Source organism: Klenkia sp. PcliD-1-E (assembly GCF_024124375.1).
Classification (GTDB): Bacteria; Actinomycetota; Actinomycetes; order Mycobacteriales; family Geodermatophilaceae; genus Klenkia.
The window spans coordinates 31,639-54,350 of the sequence record NZ_JAMXRZ010000007.1; the positions used below are offsets into that span (position 1 = coordinate 31,639).

The 22,712-nt window shown below is 74.4% G+C and carries 19 protein-coding genes and 1 pseudogene; 5 read left to right on the top strand and 15 right to left on the bottom strand.

Annotation, left to right across the window (positions count from 1 at the left end; genetic code table 11):
* The first annotated feature begins 14 nt into the window (after positions 1-14).
* Together NH342_RS03070 and NH342_RS03075 are read left to right on the top strand one after the other, a co-directional pair.
* On the top strand, positions 15-1,535 hold the full coding sequence (locus tag NH342_RS03070; RefSeq protein WP_253011125.1) for an MFS transporter: 1,521 nt from the start codon (positions 15-17) through the stop codon (positions 1,533-1,535).
* Between the two features lie 41 nt (positions 1,536-1,576).
* Complete coding sequence (locus tag NH342_RS03075) at positions 1,577-2,935, top strand: hypothetical protein (protein WP_253011127.1); 1,359 nt, start codon at positions 1,577-1,579, stop codon at positions 2,933-2,935.
* A gap of 168 nt (positions 2,936-3,103) precedes the next feature.
* Here the strand turns inward: NH342_RS03075 and NH342_RS03080 are convergent, their stop codons facing one another.
* The 10 genes from NH342_RS03080 to NH342_RS03125 form a co-directional block, all read right to left on the bottom strand.
* Positions 3,104-4,621, bottom strand: coding sequence for a DEAD/DEAH box helicase (locus NH342_RS03080; RefSeq protein WP_253011129.1), 1,518 nt, complete (start codon positions 4,619-4,621; stop codon positions 3,104-3,106).
* Positions 4,622-4,847: 226 nt separating this feature from the next.
* On the bottom strand, positions 4,848-5,921 hold the full coding sequence (locus NH342_RS03085) for an adenosine deaminase (protein ID WP_253011132.1): 1,074 nt from the start codon (positions 5,919-5,921) through the stop codon (positions 4,848-4,850).
* Between the two features lie 10 nt (positions 5,922-5,931).
* Positions 5,932-6,738: an ABC transporter permease gene (locus NH342_RS03090; RefSeq protein ID WP_253011134.1), complete on the bottom strand. Its 807-nt coding sequence runs from the start codon at positions 6,736-6,738 to the stop codon at positions 5,932-5,934.
* Positions 6,735-7,595 (bottom strand): ABC transporter ATP-binding protein, encoded by an 861-nt coding sequence (locus tag NH342_RS03095; protein WP_253011136.1) that lies wholly within the window; start codon positions 7,593-7,595, stop codon positions 6,735-6,737. Before NH342_RS03095 ends, NH342_RS03090 begins: the two co-directional genes overlap by 4 nt.
* Positions 7,596-7,630: 35 nt before the next feature.
* Positions 7,631-8,911, bottom strand: a complete 1,281-nt coding sequence (locus tag NH342_RS03100) for a thymidine phosphorylase (protein WP_253011138.1) — start codon at positions 8,909-8,911, stop codon at positions 7,631-7,633.
* Complete coding sequence (locus NH342_RS03105) at positions 8,908-9,342, bottom strand: cytidine deaminase (protein ID WP_253011140.1); 435 nt, start codon at positions 9,340-9,342, stop codon at positions 8,908-8,910. Before NH342_RS03105 ends, NH342_RS03100 begins: the two co-directional genes overlap by 4 nt.
* Entirely contained in the window at positions 9,339-10,619 is a 1,281-nt protein-coding gene (locus NH342_RS03110; RefSeq protein WP_253011142.1) for an ABC transporter permease, read from the bottom strand. The genes NH342_RS03105 and NH342_RS03110 overlap by 4 nt, the downstream gene beginning before the upstream one ends.
* Positions 10,616-11,830, bottom strand: coding sequence for an ABC transporter permease (locus tag NH342_RS03115; protein WP_253011144.1), 1,215 nt, complete (start codon positions 11,828-11,830; stop codon positions 10,616-10,618). The genes NH342_RS03110 and NH342_RS03115 overlap by 4 nt, the downstream gene beginning before the upstream one ends.
* Complete coding sequence (locus tag NH342_RS03120; RefSeq protein ID WP_253011146.1) at positions 11,827-13,359, bottom strand: ABC transporter ATP-binding protein; 1,533 nt, start codon at positions 13,357-13,359, stop codon at positions 11,827-11,829. The genes NH342_RS03115 and NH342_RS03120 overlap by 4 nt, the downstream gene beginning before the upstream one ends.
* 122 nt (positions 13,360-13,481) lie before the next feature.
* Positions 13,482-14,549, bottom strand: coding sequence for a BMP family protein (locus NH342_RS03125; RefSeq protein WP_253011148.1), 1,068 nt, complete (start codon positions 14,547-14,549; stop codon positions 13,482-13,484).
* A gap of 285 nt (positions 14,550-14,834) precedes the next feature.
* Between NH342_RS03125 and NH342_RS03130 the strand changes: the two genes are divergently transcribed.
* Entirely contained in the window at positions 14,835-16,385 is a 1,551-nt protein-coding gene (locus NH342_RS03130; protein ID WP_253011150.1) for a D-alanyl-D-alanine carboxypeptidase family protein, read from the top strand.
* 31 nt (positions 16,386-16,416) lie between these two features.
* Here the strand turns inward: NH342_RS03130 and NH342_RS03135 are convergent.
* The 4 genes and pseudogenes from NH342_RS03135 to hisC all read right to left on the bottom strand — a co-directional run.
* A pseudogene (locus NH342_RS03135) lies at positions 16,417-17,262 on the bottom strand (YihY/virulence factor BrkB family protein); the annotation flags it as partial.
* A gap of 63 nt (positions 17,263-17,325) precedes the next feature.
* Complete coding sequence (locus NH342_RS03140; protein WP_253011152.1) at positions 17,326-17,934, bottom strand: 2'-5' RNA ligase family protein; 609 nt, start codon at positions 17,932-17,934, stop codon at positions 17,326-17,328.
* Between the two features lie 7 nt (positions 17,935-17,941).
* Positions 17,942-18,958, bottom strand: coding sequence for a tryptophan--tRNA ligase (trpS, locus tag NH342_RS03145; RefSeq protein ID WP_253011154.1), 1,017 nt, complete (start codon positions 18,956-18,958; stop codon positions 17,942-17,944).
* A 37-nt stretch (positions 18,959-18,995) separates the two neighbouring features.
* Positions 18,996-20,111, bottom strand: a complete 1,116-nt coding sequence (gene hisC, locus NH342_RS03150) for a histidinol-phosphate transaminase (protein ID WP_253011156.1) — start codon at positions 20,109-20,111, stop codon at positions 18,996-18,998.
* 26 nt (positions 20,112-20,137) lie between these two features.
* Between hisC and galE the strand changes: the two genes are divergently transcribed.
* Positions 20,138-21,097, top strand: a complete 960-nt coding sequence (gene galE, locus NH342_RS03155) for a UDP-glucose 4-epimerase GalE (protein WP_253011158.1) — start codon at positions 20,138-20,140, stop codon at positions 21,095-21,097.
* Here galE and NH342_RS03160 read toward each other — a convergent pair.
* The gene (locus NH342_RS03160) at positions 21,075-22,388 is read right to left on the bottom strand and encodes a hemolysin family protein (protein WP_253011160.1); all 1,314 of its coding nucleotides are present in this window, start codon (positions 22,386-22,388) and stop codon (positions 21,075-21,077) included. The two genes, galE and NH342_RS03160, sit on opposite strands and share 23 nt — an antisense overlap.
* 137 nt (positions 22,389-22,525) lie before the next feature.
* Here NH342_RS03160 and NH342_RS03165 point away from each other — a divergent pair.
* Positions 22,526-22,712 (top strand): hypothetical protein (locus NH342_RS03165; protein ID WP_253011162.1); only part of this gene is annotated, 187 nt, incomplete at its 3' end.

Below are 22,712 nucleotides of genomic sequence, written 5' to 3' on the forward strand. Positions count from 1 at the left end.
TGGAACGAGGAACGATGAGCACGACCACGCCGGCCCCGACGACGGCCCCGCGGGCCGGACGGCGCGAGTGGGCCGGCCTCGCGGCGTTGATGCTGCCGGTGCTCCTGGTCGCCGTGGACGGCACGGTGCTCACCTTCGCCGTCCCCTCCATCGCCGCGGCCCTGACCCCCAGCAACGCCGGGCTGCTCTGGGCGGTGGACGTCTACCCCCTGGTGCTGGCCGGCCTGCTGGTCACCGCCGGGTCGCTGGGCGACCGGTTCGGCCGCCGCCGGCTGCTGCTCGTCGGGGCGACCGGCTTCGGCGTCGCCTCGGCCCTGGCCGCCGTCGCGCCGTCCATCGGCTGGCTGGTCGCCGCCCGTGCGCTGCAGGGCGTCTTCGGAGCCGCACTGATGCCCTCGACCCTGTCGCTGCTGCGCAACCTCTTCCTGGACCGGCAGCAGCGGCGGCTGGCCGTCGCGATCTGGGCCGCCGGGTTCTCCGGGGGTGCTGCGCTCGGACCGGTCGTGGGCGGGTTCCTGCTCGAGCGGTTCTGGTGGGGCTCGGTCTTCCTGGTCAACGTCCCGGTGCTGGGGCTGCTGCTGGTCGCGGGCTCGCTGCTGCTGCCCGAGTCGCGTGCCCCGCAGCCCGGCCCGCTGGACTGGACCAGCGTCGCGCTGTCGCTGGCCACCATGCTGCCGCTGGTCTACGCCATCAAGAAGCTGGCCGCGGGCACGCTGTCGCCGCTGCCGGTGGCCGCCGCGGCGCTCGGCCTGGTCGCCGGCACCCTCTTCGTCCGGCGCCAGCTGCGCCGGCCGGTTCCGCTGCTGGACCTGACGCTGTTCCGTTCCCGGGTGGTCCGCGCCGCGATCGGTGCGAACCTGCTCAGCATCGCGGCGTTCGGCGGGCTGCTGCTCATCGGCTCGCAGTACCTGCAGCTGGTGCTGCGCCGCACCCCGATGGAGGCCGGGCTCGTGCTGGTGCCCGGCCTGGCCGCGGCCGTCGTGGCCGGTCTGCTGGCTGTGCCGCTGGCCCGCCGGGTGCCGGTGCGCCGGCTGGTCGTCGCCGGTCTGCTGCTCGGCGCGGCCGGGTTCGCCGTCCTCACCCAGCTGGGCACCGGGACGGCGGTGAGCACCGTCGTCCTCGCGTTCGTGCTCGTGGCCGCCGGCGCCGGTCTGGCCGAGACGCTGACCAACGACGCCATCCTCACCGAGGCCCCGGCCGAGCGGGCAGGGCAGGCCAGCGCGGTCAGCGAGACCGCCTACGAGCTGGGCACCGGCCTCGGCGTCGCGGTCTTCGGCAGCGTGCTGGCCGGGATCTACACCGCCCGTCTGGTGCTGCCCGGCGGGCTCGACGCGGTGCAGACCGGCGCCGCGGAGACCCTCGGGGGCGCCCTCGACGTCGCCGGCGACCTGCCCGGGGGCACCGCCGACGCCCTCGCCGCCAGCGCCCGGGCGGCGTTCGCGGCGGCCACCGACGCCAGCGCCGCACTCGGCCTGGGGGTCATGCTCGCCGCCGCGGCGCTCGTCGCCGTCGTCTGGCGGACCCCCCGCGGCTGACCCGCCCGGCCCGTCCCAGCCGGGACAGGCAGGATGGGCGCGTGGCCAGGCCGAGCATCGTCCCCATCGCCCTCACCCTCGACGACCGCACGGGCTACACCCTGTGGGCTCCCCCGTGGGAGGAGGACGGCGAGGAGTGGCAGGCCTTCCTCGGCGGCTCGGTCGACGGCACCGCGGTGGTGCACCTGTTCCCGACCCCCGCCGCGCTGGCCGCGTTCTGCCGCACCAGCACCGACCACGACCTCGCCGACCACCCGGTCTGGCCGGTCGTGGCCGGTCTCGGGCCGGCCGACGTCACCCCCGACGACGACCACCGCTACGACCTCGACGGCGTCTACGACGTGGTCGCCGAGAACCCCGACCGCTGGGCCGTCGAGGAGCTGGCCGCGACCTTCGACATCACCGGCCGGCTCGCCGAGTGCTGCGACACCGCCGACGACGAGGACGAGGACGACGACGAGGACGACGACGAGACCGCCTTCGCGTCCCTGGCCGAGCTGATGGCCAAGCCCGAGGTGGCGATGCTCGGCCTGGGCCTGGACGCCTTCACCGGACGAGCCGGCGAGGACGCGTGGATCCGGCTCGGCGGCGCGGTCGACGAGCTGTGGGAGGACGTCCTCGGCGAGCTGGAGGACCACCTGGACTGGACCGGCGCGGGCACCGCCGAGCTGTCGGCCTACCCGTCCGCCGAGGAGTCCGAGGAGGACGACGACGAGGACGACGACGAGGACGCCGACGACGAGGACGAGGGCGACGCGGAGGTCACCGAGGCACCCGTGACCGCCGCGCCGACCAGCGCGATCAGCGGCGGTGGCCGGCTGGCCGCCGACCCGGCCGCCGTCGCCGCGGCCGCCGGCTTCTGGGAAGGCGTGGGCATCCTGCCCGTCGAGGTCGTCGTGCCCGAGGGCGCTGGGGTCACCCTGCGCTGCTACGTCGAGGACGCCGCCCGGTTCCTGGGCGCCGACGGCGAGGTCTACCTGTTCGGCACGCCGGCGGAGCTGACCGCGTTCGTGCAGGGCGACGAGGAGCACGACCTGGCCGAGGTCGCGTCCTGGCCCGAGGTCGAGGAGACCACCGTCTCGCCGCTGCCGGTGGACCAGGACCGCTACGACCTGGTCGAGGTGGCCGAGGTGCTGGCCGAGGTCGCCGACGGCGCCGCCGGGTTGGTCGACCACGCGGTGCTGGTGCAGGCCGTCGAGGGCGTCCGCGACCTGGCCGAGTACGCCGGGCTGAGCCGGGTGGAGGAGCTGCTCGGGGCGAGCACCCCGCTGGGCCAGGCCGTCGCCCGGGCCGAGCGCGACCCCCGCGCCGCGCTGCGCGCCGAGGACGCCGCCCGGCTGACCGGCCCGTGGGACGAGGTCGTCCGCGAGGTCAGCACCGCCCTGGTCTTCCGCACCTGACCGACCCCCCACCCCTCACGCCTGCTGGTTGATCATCGTTCGCTGCACGTGGGGCGCGCCGCAGGACGGCGTGTCCCAGCTGCGGATGACGATGATCAACTGCGAGTCGGGGGTACGCACGCAGAACGGCCCGGCCCCCTGGGGGGCCGGGCCGTTGTGCCGATCAGCTCAGTACGAGCGGGCGGGGCGCTGCGGGCGCCCACCGGTGCCGCCCTGCGGACGCTGGCCACCCGGGCGGCGGTCGCCGTAGGACGGGCGGTCGGGCCGCGCGCCGTGGGACGGGCGGTCCGACCGCGCCGGGCGGTCGCCGTAGGAGGGCCGGTCCGAGCGGGCGGGCCGGTCGCCGTAGGAGCGCGCGGGGCGGTCGCCGTCGCGACGCGGGGGACGGCGGTCGCCGTCCCGGCGCGGGCGACCGGAGCCGCCACGGGCCGGGCGGACGGGGCGCTCGACGGGCTCCACGTGCACGCCGGAGGCGACCAGCTCGGCGATCGGCGCGTCACCGGGACGGATGCGGGACACGTCGGTGTTCACCGCGGCCTGCCGGAAGCGGCGCTTGGCCTGGCCGACCTGGTCGGGCAGCAGCAGCGAGACCACGACACCGCCGGCGCCGGCGCGGGCGGTGCGGCCCGAGCGGTGCAGGTAGGTCTTGTGGTCGGCCGGCGGGTCGTAGTGCAGCACCAGCTGGACGTCGTCGACGTGGATGCCGCGGGCGGCGACGTCGGTGGCGACCAGCACCGGCGAGCGGGCATCGGCGAAGGCCTCGAGCGCGCGGCGGCGGGCCGACTGCGGCAGACCCCCGTGGATCGGCTCGGCCTTGATGCCGACGGCCTGCAGGTTGGTGGCCAGCCGGTCGGCGCCGTGCTGGGTGCGCACGAAGATGATCGTGCGGCCCGGGCGGGCGGCCAGCTGCTCGGTGACCTTGAGCCGGTCGGGGAAGGACACGCTGTAGGCGCGGTGCTCGGCCGGCGGCGCGCTGTCGGCGGCCTTGACCACCTCGTGGCGGGCCGGGTCCTGGAGGTACCGGCGGACCAGGGTGTCGACCTCGCCGTCCAGGGTGGCCGAGAAGAGCATCGTCTGGCCGTCGGGGCGGACCTGGTCCAGCAGCTCCTTGACCACGGGCAGGAAGCCCAGGTCGGACATGAAGTCGGCCTCGTCGATGATCGCGATCTCGACGTCGGCCAGGGTGCACTCGCCCTGGCTGATCAGGTCCTGCAGGCGGCCGGGGGTGGCGATGACGACGTCGACACCGCGGCGCAGCTGCTGGATCTGGCGGTACATGGACGCACCGCCGTAGACGGCGGCGAACTGCACGCCGTTGGCCTGGCCCAGCGGGGCGAGGTTGTCGTGCACCTGCTGGGCGAGCTCGCGGGTGGGCACGAGGACCAGCCCGCGCGGGGCGCGCCGGCCGTGCTGCACGTCCGCACCGAGGCGGTGCAGCATCGGCAGGCCGAAGGCCAGGGTCTTGCCCGAGCCGGTGGCGGCCTTGCCGAGCACGTCGCGGCCGGCCATGGCGTCGGGCAGCGCGGAGGTCTGGATGGCGAAGGGGTGACGGATCCCGCGGCGCTCCAGGGCGGTGACCAGCTGCTGCTGGAGACCGAGCTGGGCGAAGGAGGGCCCGGTGGGCGCCTCGGCGGCGGGGGTGTTCTCGGTGGTGGTGCTGGTGTCGACAGGGTCGAACGAGGTCAAGAAAGGGACTCCGATGCAGATCGGGCGCGTCCCGTGGTGTGGTGCCGGGCCCGCCGGGGGCGGGACTCACTGGGCGACCCCAGGATGCGTCTGCGGTGACGCGGAGGTCTGCACGGATGCGCTCTACCCCGGGCTGGACCGCCCGGGAGGTGTGGCCGGCGATCGCCGACCTGCCCAATCTAGCAGCGGACCGGCCGCAGATGTTCCCCGCGGCCGGTGGGGGTGATCACCCCCGCAGCGCGGCGTACCCCGCCCGGACCTCGGCCAGCAGCCCCGCACGCTCGCCCTCGTCGAGGAACGCGGCGGCCAGCGCCCGCTCGGTGACGGTCTGCACGTCGTCCCAGCCCCAGCCGTGCGCCTGCACGACGGCGACGAACTCGCTGGTCGGGGTGACCCCGCTCATCAACCGGTTGTCGGTGTTGAGGGTGACGGCGAACCCGGCCCGGTGCAGCCGGTCGACCGGGTGCGCGGCGATCGAGGGGTAGGCGCCGGTCTGCACGTTCGACGTCGGCGCCACCTCCAGGGTGATCTGCTCGTCGAGCACCCGCTGCGCGACCGGGCCCAGCGGGCCGCCGTCGGCGGGCACCTCGTCGGCGATCCGCACGCCGTGGCCCAGCCGTTCCGCGCGGGCGCCGTCCAGGGCGCCGCGGATGCTCTCGATGCCGTCGGCCTCGCCGGCGTGGATGGTGCGGTGCGCGCCGGCCCGGTCCAGCAGCGCGATCGCCGAGGGGTGCCGGTCGGCCGGGAACCCGATCTCCGGGCCCGCGAGGTCGAAGCCGACCACGCCGGCGTCGCGGTAGCGGACGACGAGCGCGGCGATCTCGTCCCAGTGGTCGTCCTGCCGCATGGCGCACAGCAGCGACCGGACGGCGATCGGGGTGCCCGCCGCGGTGGCGTCGCGGGCACCGGTGGCGAACCCGTCGAGCATGGCCTCCACGGCCGCCTCGGCGGTCATCGCAGGGGTGGACCGCTCCGGGGCGTAGCGCACCTCGGCGTAGCGCACGCCGTCGGCGGCCAGGTCCAGCGCGCACTCGCGGGCGACCCGGTGGATGCCCTCGGGGGTCTGCATGACCGCGACCGTGTGGTCGAAGGTCTCCAGGTAGCGCACCAGGGTGCCGCTGTCGGCGGACTCGGTGAACCACCGGCCCAGCTCCGCGGCGTCGGTCGAGGGCAGCGCGGTGTAGCCGGTCTGCTCGGCGATCTCGATGATCGTCTGCGGGCGCAGGCCGCCGTCCAGGTGGTCGTGCAGGAGCACCTTGGGGGCGCGGGCGAGGGTCTCCTGGGTCAGCGGTGCAGGCACCCGCCGGACGCTACCCGTCCGCCTTGTCCCGCCAGCGGAAGGTGCGCACGCACAGCAGCAGCCCGACGACGACCCACGCGGTGAGCACCAGCGCGACCCGGCCCAGCTCCCACGACCCGGCCGGCTCCTGGGCGGCGAGCACGTCGGGCAGGAACACCGACCGCAGGCCCTGCGCCATCCACTTCAGCGGGAAGAACGAGGCGATGGTCTGCATCCAGGTGGGGATCTGGTCGAACCGGAAGAAGACCCCGGAGATGAACTGCAGCACCAGCGCGACCGGGGTGACCGTGGCCGAGGCGGAACGGCCGTTCTTGGCCAGGCTGGACACCGCGATGCCCAGCAGGGTGCACGCCGCCGAACCGAGCAGCGCGACCCAGGCGAAGGTCAGCCACTGGGTACCGCTGGGCAGGTCGACGCCGTAGAGCACGACGCCGACCACCAGCAGGATCGCGATGGTCGCGACGGTGACCGCGAGGACCTGCGCGATCTTGCCGATGAAGTAGGCGCTCTTGGGCATCGGGGTGCCGGCCAGGTGCTTGAGCGTGCCGTCGCTGCGCTCGGTGGCGATGCCGATGGCCATGTTCTGCAGGCTGGCGCCGAGGATGCCCGCGGCGATGACCCCGGCCATGAAGTACTGCGTGAAGCTGACCCCGGCGCCGATCTGGTAGTCCAGCACCGCGCCGAAGACGACCAGCAGGATGACCGGGAACATCAGGGTGAAGACCACCGACTCCCGCTGCCGGAAGAACTCGCGGAGCTCGACGGCGGCGCGGACCCGGAAGACGCGGGCCAGCGGCGGCAGGGTCGGGGCGCTCACCGGGACTGACCGATCATCTGCAGGTACACGTCTTCCAGGGTCGGGCGGGCCACGGCGAGGTCGGGCACCTCGCCGGGGAAGCGGGTGGCGAGCTCGGCGACCAGCGCCGTCGGGGTGGGGGTGTCCTCGGTGCGCCGGACGCCGTCCTCGGTCCAGCTGACCACCGCGGGCGCCTGGCCGCGGCCGCCCAGCTCGGTGGGGACGGCGACCTCGACCAGCCGGCCGCCGGTGATGACGCCCACCCGGTCGGCGAGCTCCTCGGCCTCGTCCAGGTAGTGCGTGGTGAGCAGCATCGTCGTCCCCAGGTCGCGCAGCGAGCGGATCAGGGACCAGAACTGCCGGCGGGCCTCGGGGTCGAAGCCGGTGGTCGGCTCGTCGAGGAACAGCAGCGACGGCCGGCCGACGATGCCCATGGCGACGTCGAGCCGGCGGCGCTGGCCGCCGGACAGCGACCGGCCGCGGGCCCCGGCCTTCTCGGTCAGCCCGACCAGCTCGAGGACCTCGGCGGGGTCGCGCGGGTCGGGGTAGTAGGCGGCCTGCGCGGTGAGCATCTCCGCACACGTCAGCTGGCTGTCGCCGGCACCGGACTGCAGCACGATGCCGATCTGGGCCCGCCAGCGCCGCCCGCCCTCGGCCGGGTCCTCCCCCAGCACCTGCACCTGCCCGCCGTCCCGGGAGCGGTAGCCCTCGAGGACCTCGACGGTGGTGGTCTTGCCGGCACCGTTGGGGCCGAGCAGGGCGAAGATCTCGCCGCGCCGGATGTCCAGGTCGACGCCGTCGACGGCGTTGCGGTCGCCGTAGCGCTTGACCAGACCGCGGATGCTGATCGCCGCGCCGGGGTCGAGGGGGCTGCTCACGGGGGTCGAGTGTCCCTGATCGACCTGTGACCGGTTCAGGCGGTGATGCGGTCGACCACCAGCGGCAGCGCGGTGTCCTCGGTGTCGACGCCGACCGCGCCCTCCAGTGCCGCCAGCGCGCGCTCGATGCGGGTGGCGTCGTCGGTCTGCAGCTCCAGCAGCGGCTGCCCGGCGGTCACCTGCTCCCCCACCGACGCGTGCCACACGACACCGGCCGAGGCGCTCACCGGGTCCTCCTTGCGGGCCCGGCCGGCGCCCAGCCGCCAGGCCGCGACGCCGAGGGAGAAGGCGTCCAGCCGGGTCAGCGTGCCGGTGGCCGGGGCGGTGACCACGTGCCGCTCGGCCGGCTCCGGCAGCGGCGCGTCGGGGTCCCCGCCCTGCGCCCGGATCATCGACCTCCAGGTGTCCATCGCCCGCCCGTCGGCCAGCGCGGCAGCCGGGTCGACGTCCTCGCGGCCGGCGCCGGCCAGCATCTCGCGGGCCAGCGCGAGGGTCAGCTCGACCAGGTCGGCCGGTCCGCCGCCCGCCAGCACCTCGAGGGACTCGGCGACCTCGACGGCGTTGCCTGCGCTGCGGCCCAGCGGGCGGTCCATGGCGGTCACCAGCGCGACGGTGCGGACGCCGGCGGCCTCCCCCAGGCCGACCATCGTGCGGGCCAGCTCACGGGAGCTCTCGACGTCCTTCATGAACGCCCCCGACCCGGTCTTGACGTCCAGCACCAGCGCGTCGGCGCCCTCGGCGATCTTCTTGCTCATGATCGAGCTGGCGATCAGCGGGATGGACTCCACCGTCCCGGTGACGTCGCGCAGGGCGTAGAGCAGCTTGTCCGCCGGGGCCAGGTCGTTCCCGGCCGCGCAGATGACGGCGCCGACGTCGCGCAGCTGGCCGAGGTACTCGTCCTCGGTCAGCGAGGCCCGCCAGCCGGGGATGGCCTCCAGCTTGTCCAGGGTGCCGCCGGTGTGCCCGAGCCCGCGGCCGGACAGCTGCGGGACGGCGACCCCGCAGGCGGCCACCAGCGGGGCCAGCGGCAGGGTGACCTTGTCGCCCACACCGCCGGTGGAGTGCTTGTCCGCGGTCGGCCGGCCCAGCGAGGACAGGTCCTTGCGGACACCGGAGTCGATCATCGCCTGGGTCCAGGCGGCCAGCTCGGCGGGCACCATGCCGCGGAAGAACACGCTCATCAGCAGCGCGCTCATCTGCTCGTCGGGCACCTCGCCCGCGGTGTAGGCGCCGACCACCCAGCGGATCTGGTCGCCGGTCAGCTCGACGCCGTCCCGCTTGGCGCGGATGACGTCGATCGCGTCGTGGGTGCTCATCGGTTCGCCGCCTCGACTGCGTCGTCGGCAGACCGCGCGGCGGCAGCCGTGAGGTCGTCGGGGCCGAAGGCGTCGGGCAGCACCTCGCGCATCGGGACGATGCCCAGCGAGACGGTCTCGATCATCATCTCCGCGCCACCGAACTCCCAGAGCAGCTGCCGGCAGCGCCCGCAGGGCATGAGCGGCTGGCCGTCACCGCCCACGCAGGCCACCGCGACCAGCCGGCCGCCGCCGGTGCGGGCCAGCTCGCTGACCATCCCGCACTCCGCGCACAGCCCGATGCCGTAGGAGGCGTTCTCCACGTTGCAGCCGGTGACCACCCGGCCGTCGTCGACCAGGCCGGCCACGCCGACCGGGAAGTGCGAGTACGGGGCGTAGGCGTGCGTCATCGCCTCGCGGGCAGCCGCCCGCAGCGCGTCCCAGTCGATCAATGCTCGCCCCTCCGGTAGACCAGGCCGTCCGCCTTGGGCATCCGCAACCGTTGGGACGCCAGGGACAGCACCAGCAGCGTGGTGATGTGCGGGGTGAAGGAGACGATGCCCTCGGGCAGCTCCTGGATGCTGAGGTAGCCCACCAGCGAGGCGGCCGCGAAGGCCGCGGCGGTGATGGCCTGGGCGAACCGCCCGCGGGTGGCCTGCAGGACGGCGACGGCCAGCAGCAGGATCGCCACCAGCAGCAGCAGCGCGACCACGGCGGTGCGGCTGCGCAGCTGCAGGGCGTCGGCGAAGCCGAACAGGCCGGCGCCGGCCGCCAGCCCACCGGGCCGCCAGTTGCCGAAGATCAGCGCGGCCAGGCCGATGAAGCCGCGCCCGTTGGTCTGGCCCTCGCGGTAGATGTTGGCGATGAACACCAGGAACACACCGCCCAGGCCGGCCAGCGCGCCGGAGATGATCACCGCGATGTACTTCAGCCGGTAGACCGGCACACCGAGGGAGTCCGCGGCGGCCGGGTTCTCCCCGCAGGAGCGCAGCCGCAGCCCGAACGGGGTGCGCCACAGCAGCAGGTAGGCCGCCGGCACCATCAGGACGGCGACCACGGTGAGCACGCCGACGCCGCTGGTGACCCCGCGCAGCACGCCGGCCAGGTCGCTGATGAGGAACCAGTGCAGGTCCTCCACCTTGCCCAGCAGGTCCGGGCCCGAGGACAGCACCGGCAGGGAGAACGTGGGCGGGCGCGAGGACATCGCCGGGGACTGCGTGACCCCGCCGCCGGCCGGGTTGTCCACGTAGAGGGTCTCGGAGAGGAAGCGGGCGACGCCGGCAGCGAGGATGTTGATCGCCACGCCGGAGATGACGTGGTCGACGCCGAAGGTGACCGTGGCCACCGCGTGCAGCAGGCCGCCGAGCGCGCCCATGAGCAGGCCGCCGACGACCGCGCCCTGCCAGCCGTACTGGTAGCCGGCGAACCCGGCACCCCAGGTGCCCAGGATCATCATGCCGTCCAGGCCGATGTTGACCACGCCCGCGCGCTCGGCGAACAGACCGCCCAGGGCGACCAGCAGCAGCGGCACGGCCAGCAGCAGGGTCGCCGCCATCGTCGAGGACGACGTCAGCGCCTGCTCGCCGGAGATGACCCGGACCGCGGAGACCAGCACCAGCAGGCCGACCAGGATCCAGGTCAGCCTCCGGCCGCGGCCACCGCCCAGGACGAGCTCGGTGACCGGGCCGCGGGACGGCGCGGCCGGGGTCTCGGCGGTCGCGGTGCTCACTGGGCGCTCCCGGTGGGGTCGGTGCGGCCGGCGGCACCGGTCGCGTTGGTCAGGGCGGGCCCGGTGGGCGGCGCGCTGCCGGCCTCGGGGCTGCTGCCGTCCCCGGCCGGCGGGGCCGCCACCGCACCGCCGGACTCGGCCTGGCGGCGGGCCACCCGCCGGGCGACCTCGTTGGCGATGACCACGGCGAGCACGATCGTGCCCTGGATGATCGTGACCACCGAGGACGGGATGCCGGCGATCTGCAGCGGCACCGCGGCCCGGTCCAGGAAGGCGAACAGCAGCGCCGCCAGCGCGATGCCCAGGGGGTTGTTGCGGCCCAGCAGCGCCACTGCGATGCCCAGGAAGCCCAGGCCCGAGGTGAACTCGGTGCCGTAGTTGTGGTCGGAGCCCAGCAGGTCGGGCAGGCCGATCAGCCCGGCGATCGCCCCGGAGATGAGCATCGTGGTGATGACCATGCGCTTGGCGTCGACGCCGCTGGCCGAGGCGGCCGAGGCCGACATGCCCGTGGCGCGCAGGTCGAAGCCGAACCGGGTGCGCTTGACCAGCACGGCGACCACCACGCCGACGACGACGGCCACCAGCAGGAACCCGTAGAGCTGGCGCGGCGGGTTGGCCAGCCCGAGGGCGTCGAACAGGCCGTTGAGGGAGGGGAACCAGCCCGACTCCGGGATGTCCTTGGTGGTGATGATCGACGCACCCGGCTCGCTGCCCCGCAGCGGGCCGGTGAGCAGGAAGGACGCCAGGCCCAACGCGATGAAGTTCAGCATGATCGAGCTGATCACCTCGGACACGCCGCGGGTCACCTTGAGCACCGCCACGATGCCCGCCCACACCGCACCCACCAGCATCGCGACCACGATGATCGCGACCAGGTGCAGCGGCCCGGGCAGCGAGATCGCCGCGCCGGCGCCGGCGGCCAGCACCGTGGCCAGCCGGTACTGGCCCTCGACGCCGATGTTGAACAGGCCCATCCGGAAGGCGACGGCGACGGCCAGCCCGGCGAGGAACAGCGGCACCGCCCGGTTGAGGATGACCACGATCGCGGTGACCTGCTGGGTCGGGGTCTCGCCGAAGTCGACCATGACCTCCAGCGCCCGGAACGGGTCGACGCCGATGGCCACCATCACGACCGCGGAGATGACCAGCGCGATGACGACGGCCAGCACCGGGGCCAGCAGGGTCGCCCCGAGCTTGCGCACGGCGGTCACGCCGCGCCCGCCCGGGTGCTCGCGACGGCGCCGGTCATGTAGCCGCCCAGCTCCTCGGGGGTGACCGCGCGCGGGTCCAGGGTGGCCACGACCCCGCCGCGCAGCATCACCTGCAGCGAGTCGGACAGGCCGATCAGCTCGTCCAGGTCGGCCGAGATCAGCACGATCCCCATCCCCTCCGCGCGGGCGTCCTTGAGCAGCTCCCAGATCACCGACTGCGCGCCGACGTCCACCCCGCGGGTCGGGTGGGCGGCGATGAGCAGCTTGGGGCCGGCGCTCATCTCGCGGCCGACGATCAGCTTCTGCTGGTTGCCGCCGGACAGCGCCACGGCCAGGGTGTCCGGGCCGGGAGCACGGACGTCGTAGTCGCGCATGATCCGCTCGGTGTCGGCCCGGGCGGCCTTGCGGTCGATGAACAGGCCCTTGGCGTTGGGCGCCTCGGTCTGGTGGCCCAGCACCCGGTTCTCCCACAGCGGGGCGTCCAGCAGCATGCCCTGCCGGTGCCGGTCCTCGGGGATGAACCCGATGCCGTGCTCGCGGCGGGTGCGCGTGGTCCAGCCGGTGATGTCCTCGCCGGCCAGCACGATCGTGCCGGCGGCCAGCGGGCGCAGGCCCATGATCGCGTCGACCAGCTCGGCCTGGCCGTTGCCCTCGACGCCGGCGATGCCGACGACCTCGCCCTCGCGGACGGTCAGGGTGACGTCGTCCACGGCGGGCCGCGCACCCTGGCCGGCCACCGTGACGCCGGTCAGCTGCAGCACCGGGGTGTCGCGCACCGTCGACGCGCGGCCCTGCGGGGTGGGCAGCTCGGCGCCGACCATCAGCTCGGCCAGCTGCTTGGAGGTCGTCGTCCGGGGGTCGGCGGTGCCGACGGTGGTGCCGCGGCGGATGACGGTGATGGAGTCGGCGACCTTGCGCACCTCGTCCAGCTTGTGCGAGATGAAGATGACGGTCAGGCCCTCGCGCTTGAGCTCGGCGAGGTTGCCGAACAGCTCGTCGACCTCCTGCGGCACCAGCACGGCGGTCGGCTCGTCCAGGATCAGCGTGGTGGCGCCGCGGTAGAGCACCTTGGCGATCTCGACCCGCTGCCGGTCACCGACGCCGAGGTCCTCGACGAGGGTGTCGGGCTCCAGGCCGAGGGCGTAGGCGTCGGAGATCTCCACGATCCGCCGGCGGGCGGCGGCGCCGATGCCGTGCGCCTTCTCCGCGCCCAGCACGATGTTCTCCAGGACCGTCAGGTTGTCGGCCAGCATGAAGTGCTGGTGCACCATGCCCACCCCGGCGGCGATGGCGTCGGCGGGGCTCTTGAACACCACCTCGCGGCCGTCGAGGAGGATCTGGCCCTCGTCGGGGCGGTGCATGCCGTAGAGGGTCTTCATCAGCGTCGACTTGCCGGCGCCGTTCTCCCCCACGATCGCGTGCACCTCGCCGCGGGCGACCCGCAGCTCGATGTCCTTGTTCGCCACCACGCCGGGGAACCGCTTGGTGATGCCCCGCAGCTCCACCGCCAGGGGCGCTGAGTCCGTCACTGCCACTCCCGATCGACTCGCCCGCCGCAGGACCTGCGGTCGGTTGGACCGTACACAGGAAGGACGACGGGCCCGGGCGTCACCGCCCGGACCCGTCGCCCGTCCCCGCGTTGCGTACCGAGCTAGTTGCTCGGGGTCTCCGGCACCGTGATCTCGCCGTCGACGATCTGCTGGGTGTAGTCGTCGATGGTCGACTTGATGTCGTCGATGAACCCGCCGGAGTAGGACAGGCCCACGCCCTCGGTGGACAGGTCGTTGACGACGTCCTGGCCGCCCTCGACCGAGCCGTCGACGAAGGAGCCGATGTAGGCCTCCACCGCGTTGTCGACCCGCTTGAGCACCGAGGTCATGATCACGGCCTGCAGGGCCGGGTCGCCGACGGTCTCGTACTGGTCGGAGTCGACGCCGATGGCGCGCTTGCCCGAGGCGGCGGCGGCCTGGAAGACGCCGATGCCCGAACCACCCGCGGCGGCGTAGACGATGTCCGCGCCCGCGTCGTACATGCCCTGGGCCACGATCTGGCCGCGGGCCGGGTCGTTGAACCCGGAGAAGTCACCGGCCGGGGAGATGTACTGCACCTGGACGGTGATGTCGGGGTTGACCGCCTTCGCGCCGGCGACGTACCCGGCCTCGAAGCTCTCGATCAGCGGGCTCTGCACGCCGCCCACGAAGCCCACGTTGCCGGTCTCGGACTTCGTCGCGGCCGCGACGCCACCGAGGAACGAGCCCTGGTTGGCGGCGAACTGCAGACCGGTGACGTTGTCGGCGCCGACGTCGACACCGGTGCCGTCCACGATCGCGAACTGGGTGTCGGGGTACTGCGACGCGACGTCCCCGATCACGTCGGCGTAGTTGAAGCCGACGGCGATGATCGGGTTGTAGCCGTCGTCGGCCAGCTGGGTCAGCAGGTCGGCGCGGTTGGAGGCGTCGGCGTTGGGCGACAGCTCCTGCACCGAACCGCCGTTGGACTCGATGGCGGCCTCGACGCCGGCGTAGGCCGAGTCGTTGAACGACTTGTCGCCGCGGCCGCCGGTGTCGTAGGCGAGGCCGATGCGGGGGCCGTCCTCGCTGCTGCCGCTGGCGCCGCTGCCGCTGCCGCCGCTGCCGGTCTCGTCGCTGGCACAGGCGGCCAGGGCCAGGCTGCCCGCGATGGCCAGGGCGGCCAGCTTCATCCCACGCGCTCGGCGCAAGACGGTCTCCTCTCGTACGGGGGCCGCCGGCCCGTGGGCCGGGGCACCCCTGGGTGTGCACTCCGTGGTCCGCCGCCCGGGCCCGACGGGTCCGGCGGCGATCCCGGCACGCTAACCGCGTCCGGTGCCCGCCCGGCAGGACGGCGGTGACACCGAGACCCGATCGTTAGGACCCGGCAACGCCCGGGCCACACGGCGACCCACCCGTCGCACCCGTCACGTGACGGCACCCGACACGCTCCGGACGCACCGGCCGGGTCGCCGCCCCGGTTAGCGTCCACCCCCATGCGATCCCTGCTGCCCGCCTCCCGTGCGGCCGCGGTGGCGCTGGTCGCCGGGCTCGTGGTGCTGGCCGCCGCGCCGGCCGCGCTCGCCGACCCGGGTGCCCGGCCGACGGTCGACCCGGCGGCGCCCACCCCCACCGCTCCCCCGGACGGCGGCCCCGCGCAGGGCTCCGCCCCCGACGGCAGCACCGTCGGCGGCGAGGGCCTGGACACCCGCGGCCTGGTGCTCGCCGCCGGGGCGCCCGCGCTGCCGGAGGGCATCGACGCGCACGGCTGGGTGGTCGCCGACCTCGACAGCGGGGAGGTCCTCGGCGCGCAGGACCCGCACGGCCGCTACTACCCGGCCAGCACGCTGAAGACGCTGACGCTGCTCACCCTGGCCCCGGTGCTGGACCCCGCACTGGTCGTGGAGGGCACCACCGACGACGAGCAGGTCGAGGGCAGCCGGGTCGGGCTGGTCGCCGGCGGGCAGTACCCGGTGTCGCTGCTCTACGACGCGCTGGTCATGCAGTCGGGCAACGACGCGGCCAACGCACTGGCCCGCGCCGCGGGCGGGGTCGACGCCACGCTGGCCGCGATGAACGCCACCGCCCAGCGGATCGGCGCCTACGACACCGTCGCCGGCACGCCGTCGGGCCTGGACGTCGCCGGGCAGAGCTCCTCGGCCTACGACCTGGCGCTGATCATGCGCCAGCTGGTCGACACCCCGGCCACCGCGGCGATCCTGCAGCAGACCACCGCGCAGATGCCCGCCGTCCCCGGCAAGAGCGACGGCTACCAGATCCAGACGCAGAACACCCTGCTCACCGACTACCCGGGCACCCTCGGCGGCAAGACGGGGTTCACCGACGCCGCCCGGCACACCTTCGTGGCCGCCGCGGCGCGCGACGGCCGCCGCCTGGTGGTGGCGCTGATGCAGACCGAGCGCTACCCGGTGTCGACCACCGAGCAGGCGCAGCGGCTGCTGGACTGGGGCTTCGCGACGCCGGCCGGCGGCGGCGTGGGCACCCTGGTCCGCCCGGAGGACGTCGCGACCTCGGCCGCGGCGGTCACCCTGCCCGCACCCTCCCCCGCCGACGGCACGCTCAGCTCGGCCGACGCCGCAGCGGCCGCGGCATCCCCCGCGGTCGACCCGGCGGCGAGCACCGCGCCGCAGGAGTCGGTGCTGTGGCCGGTGGCGCTGGCCACCGGCGCGGTGGCGATCGTGGTTTCCACCGCTGCGGGTCGCCGCCGGGCGGTGAAGCTGGTGCCCGCCGGTGGCTGGTCCGACGACCGCGCGGTCAGGCGTCCGCCGCCCCGCCGTCCCGAGGTCGGCGCCGAGGTCCGAGCCGGTGCGAGCGCCGCAGCGCGGCCGGGACCAGACCTGCGGCCGCCGCACCCATCAGCGCCCCTGCCCCCACCAACCCCGCCGCGAGCCGCGCCGGACCGGGACGTGGCCCCCGTTCGTCGACCAGCACCACGTCGGGCAGCCGGGTCGGCGCCGCGGGACCGAGGGGTTCCTGCGCGTCCAGGTGCTCGACCGCCGGGAGGGTCGCGGTCCAGCAGGCCGTGAAGAAGGCGAACCGGGCCACCACGTTGATCCAGATGATGACCCCGACGAAACCGCCGAAGGTGGACACGGTGACGTTGCCGCTGAGCAGGTTCAGGTAGTACCCGCCCAGCACCTTGAGCAGCTCGAACCCGACCGCCCCGAACACGGCGCCGGGCAGCAGCACCCGGGCGCGGTGCGGGGTGTTGGGCACACCCTTGAGCACCCACAGGAAGACCAGGGTGTCCCCGACCAGGGCCAGCCCGATGCCCAGGGCCGCGGTGAGCAGGAAGAACCCGGGGACCTCGTCGATGCCGAGCGCGTCGAACAGGAACGACGACGCCGCCGTGGTCCCGGTGGTCAGGGCGATCGAGAGGGCACCGGCCCCGGCCAGACCGAGCAGCACCAGCAGGTCCTTGAGGCGGTCCTGCAGGAAGTCCGGCTGGTCGGGCTCGCCCCGCCAGACGATGTCCATGCCCACGCGCAGCTTGTCCACCGCCCCCAGCCCCACGAGCAGGAAGCCGACCAGACCGACCAGGCCGGTGGCGCTGCGCGCGTCGATCGCACCGAGGACCGAGTTCGCCAGGTCCGCCCCGGTCTGCCCGGGGACCGCCTCCCTGATGGCGTCCACCAGCTCCAGCTGCAACCGGGCGTCGCCGGCCAGGACGAACCCGACCACCGAGGCCAGCAGCAGCACGACGGGGAACAGCGCCAGGAAGATGTAGTACGTGACCCCGGAGGCGAGCAGGTCGCCCTGGGCCCGGTTGTAGTGCCCCCCGGCGTGCACGAGGTGGTCCAGCCAGGGTCGGCGGGCGCGCTGGCGGTGCAGCAGGTCGGTGGCCCGCTGCACCGTCCGGGTGATGACGTTGCCCTCGGGTGCGGGCGCCGGGGGGGTCGTCACGGCGGCGAGTCTGCCGGGCCGGCCCGGCGCACGCCGCCCGCGGTCACCCGATCGTGACCTCGCTCAGCCCTGGACGGGGCCGGTGAGGGGGTAGCGGCGGGCCACCGACCACGCGCCGCCGGGCTGCTGCTCGAACTCGGTGAAGTGCTCGACCGGGAAGGTCGCGGCCAGGTCGGCGAGCTCGGCGGCGGCCATGTCCAGGGCGTCGGTGGGGACGTCGTGGGCGACGGTCACGTGCGGGTGGTACGGGAAGGACAGCGGGCGGGCCAGCGGGCCGGTGCGCACGTCGGTGGCGATCCGCTCGCAGTCCAGGATGCCGCGCGCCACGGTCACGAAGACCACCTCGGAGACCGGCCGGAAGGTGCCGGTGCCGCGCAGGTGGATCTCGAAGGGTGGGTGGCTGCGGGCGACCCCGGCCAGGTGCGCGGCGATCAACGGGCGGTCGGCGACCGCGACCTCGGTCGGCGGCAGCAGCGTGACGTGCGGCGGGACGACGGCGGCCTGCGGGTCGCCGCACTTGGTGCGCCACTCCACCAGCAGCTGCGCCCACGGCTCCGGGACGTCGACGACGACCCCCAGCACCGCGGTGCCGCCCACGTCGCGGTTCGCGCTGCGGGGCACGAACGTGTCGTCGTGCCGCCGGCGGTGCGGTGGCGGGGGCGGCTGGGTCATCGGGAGGTCACCGCGCCGCCGCCGGGAGGAACCCGATCCGGTCGTAGACCGTGGCCAGGGTGGGCGCGGCCACCTCGCGGGCCTTCGCGGCACCGGCGGCGAGGACCCGCTCCAGCTCGGCGGTGTCGGCCACCAGCTCGGCGGTGCGGGCCTGCACCGGGGCGAGGGCGTCGACGACGACCTCCGCCAGCTCCTTCTTCAGGTCGCCGTACCCGCGGCCGGCGAAGCGCTCCTCGAGCTGGGCCACCGTCTCCCCGGAGAACGCGGCGTGGATGGTCAGCAGGTTGCTCACCCCCGGCTTGCCCTCGGGGTCGAACACGATCTCCCGGCCGGTGTCGGTGACCGCGCTGCGGATCCGCTTGCCGATCACCTTGGGGTCGTCGAGCAGGTTGATGCACCCGGCGTCGGGCAGGCTCTTGGACATCTTCTTGTCCGGCTGCTGCAGGTCCAGCACCTTCGCCGCACCCGGCGGTATGTAGGGCTCGGGCAGCACGAAGGTGTCCCCGTAGCGGCCGTTGAACCGGGTGGCCAGGTCGCGGGTCAGCTCCAGGTGCTGGCGCTGGTCCTCCCCCACCGGGACCCGCTGCGCCTGGTAGAGCAGGATGTCCGCGGCCTGCAGCACCGGGTAGGTGAACAGGCCCACGCTGGTGCTGGCCTGCCCGTGCCGGGCCGACTTGTCCTTGAACTGGGTCATCCGGCCGGCCTCGCCGAACCCGGTCAGGCACTGCAGCACCCACCCCAGCTGGGCGTGCTCGGGGACGTGGCTCTGCACGAACAGCGCGCTGCGGTCGGGATCCACGCCCAGTGCCAGCAGCTGCGCCGCGGACACCAGCGTGCGCCGGCGCAGCACGACCGGGTCCTGCTCGACGGTGATCGCGTGCAGGTCCACCACGCAGTAGAAGGCCTCGTGGTCGGCCTGCATGCTCACCCACTGCCGCAGCGCACCGAGGTGGTTGCCGAGGTGGAAGGAGTCCGCCGTCGGCTGGATGCCGGACAGCACGCGAGGAGCAGGCACGTCGCTCATCGAACCACGCGTCCCACCCGCCCCGGGGCGGACCCGCTCAGCGACCGGCGGGGGCAGCAGCCGCGACCTCGTCGAACGCGGCGAGGAAGACGTCGTCCTCCTCGGGCGTGCCGACGGTGACGCGCAGCCCCTCCCCGGCGAAGGGCCGGGTGATCACCGCGCGGGACTCCAGCGCGGCGGCCACCTCGGCGGTGCGCTCCCCCAACGGCAACCACACGAAGTTGGCCTGGCTGTCGGCGACCGCCTGGCCCCGCTCCCGCAGCGCCGCCGTCAGCCGCTCGCGCTCGGCGGTGACCTCCGCGACCCGGGCCCGGACCTCGTCCTCGCTGGCCAGCGCCGCGACCGCGGCGGCCTGGGCGACCATCGAGACGCTGAAGGGCACGTGGGTCTTGCGCACTGCCTCGGCGACGCCCGCGTCCTCGGCCAGCAGGTAGCCCACCCGCAGCCCCGCCAGCCCCCACGCCTTGGAGAAGGTGCGCAGCACGGCGACGTTGGGCCGCCCGCGCATGAGCTCGACGCCGTCGGGGACGTCGGGGTCGGTCACGAACTCGCGGTAGGCCTCGTCGAGCACCACCAGCACGTGGCCGGGCACCGCGTCCAGGAAGGACTCCAGCGCCGCGCGGCGGACCGCCGTCCCGGTCGGGTTGTTGGGGTTGCAGACCAGCAGCACGCGGGTGCTGTCCTCGACCGCGGCCAGCAGGCCGTCCAGGTCGTGGGTGTCCGCCGTCCCGCCCTCGCGCCCGGGCACCAGGGGCACCTGCTGCGAGCCCGCGCCGGCGACCTGGGCCAGCAGCGGGTACATCTCGAAGGACCGCCAGGCGTAGGCCAGGCTCGTGCCGGGCTCCACGTACGCCTGCGCCACCTGCTGCAGCAGCGTCACCGCGCCGCAGCCGGTGGCCACCTGGGCGGCGTCCACGCCGTAGCGCTCCGCCAGCGCCCCGGTGAGGACACCGGCGGCGTTGTCGGGGTAGCGGTTGGTCTCCCCGACGACCTGGCTGATCGCGGCCACCACGGCCGGCAGCGGCGGGAACGCGACCTCGTTGCTGGCCAGCTTCACCGCCCTCGGGACGCCGATCTCGCGGGCCAGGTCGGCGGGGTTGCGGCCGGGCCGGTAGGCCGGCAGCGCCGACACGGCCGTTCGCGGGCTGACCATGGTGGAGCCTTTCGTAGGGTGCACGCATGCGAGTCCTCGTCGCCGGTGGTGCCGGCTACATCGGCAGCGTAGTCACCGCCGCCCTCCTCGCCGGGGGCCACGAGGTGACGGTGCTCGACGACCTGTCCACCGGCCACGCCGACGCCGTCCCCGAGGGCGCGGCGTTCGTGCATGCCTCGCTGCACGACTCGGCACCCGTGCTGGCCGACGTCCGGCCCGAGGCGGTGCTGCACTTCGCGGCCAAGAGCCTGGTCGGGGTCTCCCAGACCCAGCCCGAGGACTACTGGCACACCAACGTCGGCGGCTCGCTGGCGCTGCTGGAGGCCATGCGGGCGGTCGACTGCCGGCGCATCGTGTTCTCCTCCACCGCGGCCACCTACGGCGAACCCGAGAGCGTGCCGATCACCGAGGACGCCCCCACCCGCCCGACCAACACCTACGGCGCCTCCAAGCTGGCCGTGGACCACATGCTGACCTCCTACGCGGTGGCGCACCGGTTCGCCGCGGTCAGCCTCCGCTACTTCAACGTGGCCGGCGCCGGGTTCGGCCGCGGCGAACGGCACGCCACCGAGACCCACCTCGTCCCGATCGCGCTGCAGGTCGCCGCCGGCACCCGCGAGGCGATCACCGTCTTCGGCGAGGACTACCCCACCCCCGACGGCACCTGCATCCGTGACTACGTGCACGTGCTGGACCTGGCCGATGCGCACCTGCTCGCCCTGCCCGCGCCCGCCCCCGGCGAGCACCGGGTCTACAACCTGGGCAACGGCACCGGGTTCAGCGTGCAGCAGGTCGTCGACGCCGTCCGCGAGGTCACCGGGCACCCCGTGCCGGTCGTCGTCGGGGCCCGCCGGGCCGGCGACCCCGCCCAGCTGGTGGCCTCCTCCGACCGCATCCGCGCCGACCTCGGCTGGGCTCCCCAGCACGCCGAGCTCACCACGATGGTGCGCGACGCGTGGGAGCTCAGCCGGCCGGCTCCGCGCTGACCTCGGCCGGCGGCGCCGGGGACACCGCGATGCGGGCGATCCGGCGACCGTCGAGCTCGGTCACGGTCAGCTGCCGGCCCTCGTGGACGGCGCCGTCGCCCACGGCCGGGATGCGGCCGAGCTCGGCCAGCATCCAGCCGGCCACCGTCTCGTAGGGGCCCTGCGGCAGCTCGAGCCCGGTGGCCTCGGCGAAGTCGTCCAGGTTGAGCAGCCCGTCGACGTCGTGCGGCCCCTCCGCCGGCTCGTCGGTCTCGGGGACGGCGTCCTCGTCGTACTCGTCGTAGATCTCCCCGATGACCTCCTCGATGAGGTCCTCCAGGGTCACGATGCCGTCGGTGCCGCCGTACTCGTCGACGACGATCGCCAGGTGCTGGCTCTCCCGGCGCATCTCCGACAACGCGGTGAGCACCCCCGCCGTCCCGGGCAGCTGCTTGACCTCCCGGGCCAGGTCGCCCACGGTCGCCGCGCGCCCGGCCGGGTGGCCGGGCAGCAGCAGGTCGCGCACGTGCACGAAGCCGACCACGTCGTCCTGGGTGCGCCCGATGACCGGCCAGCGGGAGCGGCCGGAGTCGGCGATCAGCTTGGCCGCGCGGCTGGCGGTCAGCGAGGCCTCCAGGAAGTCGACCTCCGTGCGGGGGGTCATCACCTCGCGCACCTCGCGGCCGCCGGCGCGGAAGACCTCGTCGATGAGCCGGCGCTCGTCGCTGGACAACGACTCGTGGGCGGCCACCAGGTCCCGCAGCTCCTCCTGGCTGATCGACTCCCCGCTCTGCTTGGGGTCCCCGCCCAGCAGCCGCACCAGCAGGTCGGTGGAGCGCGACAGCAGCCAGATGACCGGCCGGAACACCGCGGCGATCCGGTTCAGCGGCCCGGCGACGACCAGCGAGAAGCCCTCGGCCCGCTGCAGCGCCAGCCGCTTGGGGGTCAGCTCGCCGACCACCAGCGACAGGTAGCTGATGGCGATCGTGACCAGCACGAAGCTGACCGGGTCGGCGACCCCCTGGGCCAGCCCGAGCCCGGCCAGCCAGTCGCTCAGCGGCGCCGACAGGGTGCTGGCACCGAACGCGGCGGAGAAGAAGCCGGCCAGCGTGACCCCGACCTGCACCGCGGCGAGGAACCGGTTGGGGTCCTGCAGGAGCTTGGTGAGGGCCCGCCCCCGGCTGCCCCGCTCGGCCAGCGCCCGCACCTGCGACTCCCGCAGCGACACCAGGGCGATCTCGGCGCCGGCGAACGCACCGCCGATCAGCACGAAGACGACGACCATGACGATGTTGAGCCAGACGTCGCTCACCGGCGGCGTGCTCCTTCTGCGGTTGTGTGCGGGGGTGTCCCAGGATCCCGGCTGCCGGGTGGGGACGTCCACCCGGCAACGCCGACCGGCCGCCGGACGTTCCGTGGCAGGTCACCCGGCGACTACGGTGGTCGGCCATGACCGGAGCGCGACGGCACCGTCACCGCCCGCGGGCCCCGCGCTGGTGGCCCGCGGCCGTCGTGGTCGCCGTGCTCGCCGTCGTCGCCGGCGGCTGGTGGCTGCTGCCCGGCTCCGGGGACCCGGTGCCCGCCGCCGCGACGACCTCCGCGCCGCGCCCGACCACCTCGGCGGTCCCGACGTCGG

Coding starts and splice junctions, on each gene's coding strand:
- NH342_RS03070 (WP_253011125.1), top strand. CDS start 15: ATGAGCACGACCACGCCGGCCCCGACGACGGCCCCGCGGGCCGGACGG.
- galE (WP_253011158.1), top strand. CDS start 20,138: ATGCGAGTCCTCGTCGCCGGTGGTGCCGGCTACATCGGCAGCGTAGTC.
- NH342_RS03140 (WP_253011152.1), bottom strand. CDS start 17,934: ATGACCCAGCCGCCCCCGCCACCGCACCGCCGGCGGCACGACGACACG.
- NH342_RS03100 (WP_253011138.1), bottom strand. CDS start 8,911: ATGAGCACCCACGACGCGATCGACGTCATCCGCGCCAAGCGGGACGGC.
- NH342_RS03130 (WP_253011150.1), top strand. CDS start 14,835: ATGCGATCCCTGCTGCCCGCCTCCCGTGCGGCCGCGGTGGCGCTGGTC.
- hisC (WP_253011156.1), bottom strand. CDS start 20,111: ATGGTCAGCCCGCGAACGGCCGTGTCGGCGCTGCCGGCCTACCGGCCC.
- trpS (WP_253011154.1), bottom strand. CDS start 18,958: ATGAGCGACGTGCCTGCTCCTCGCGTGCTGTCCGGCATCCAGCCGACG.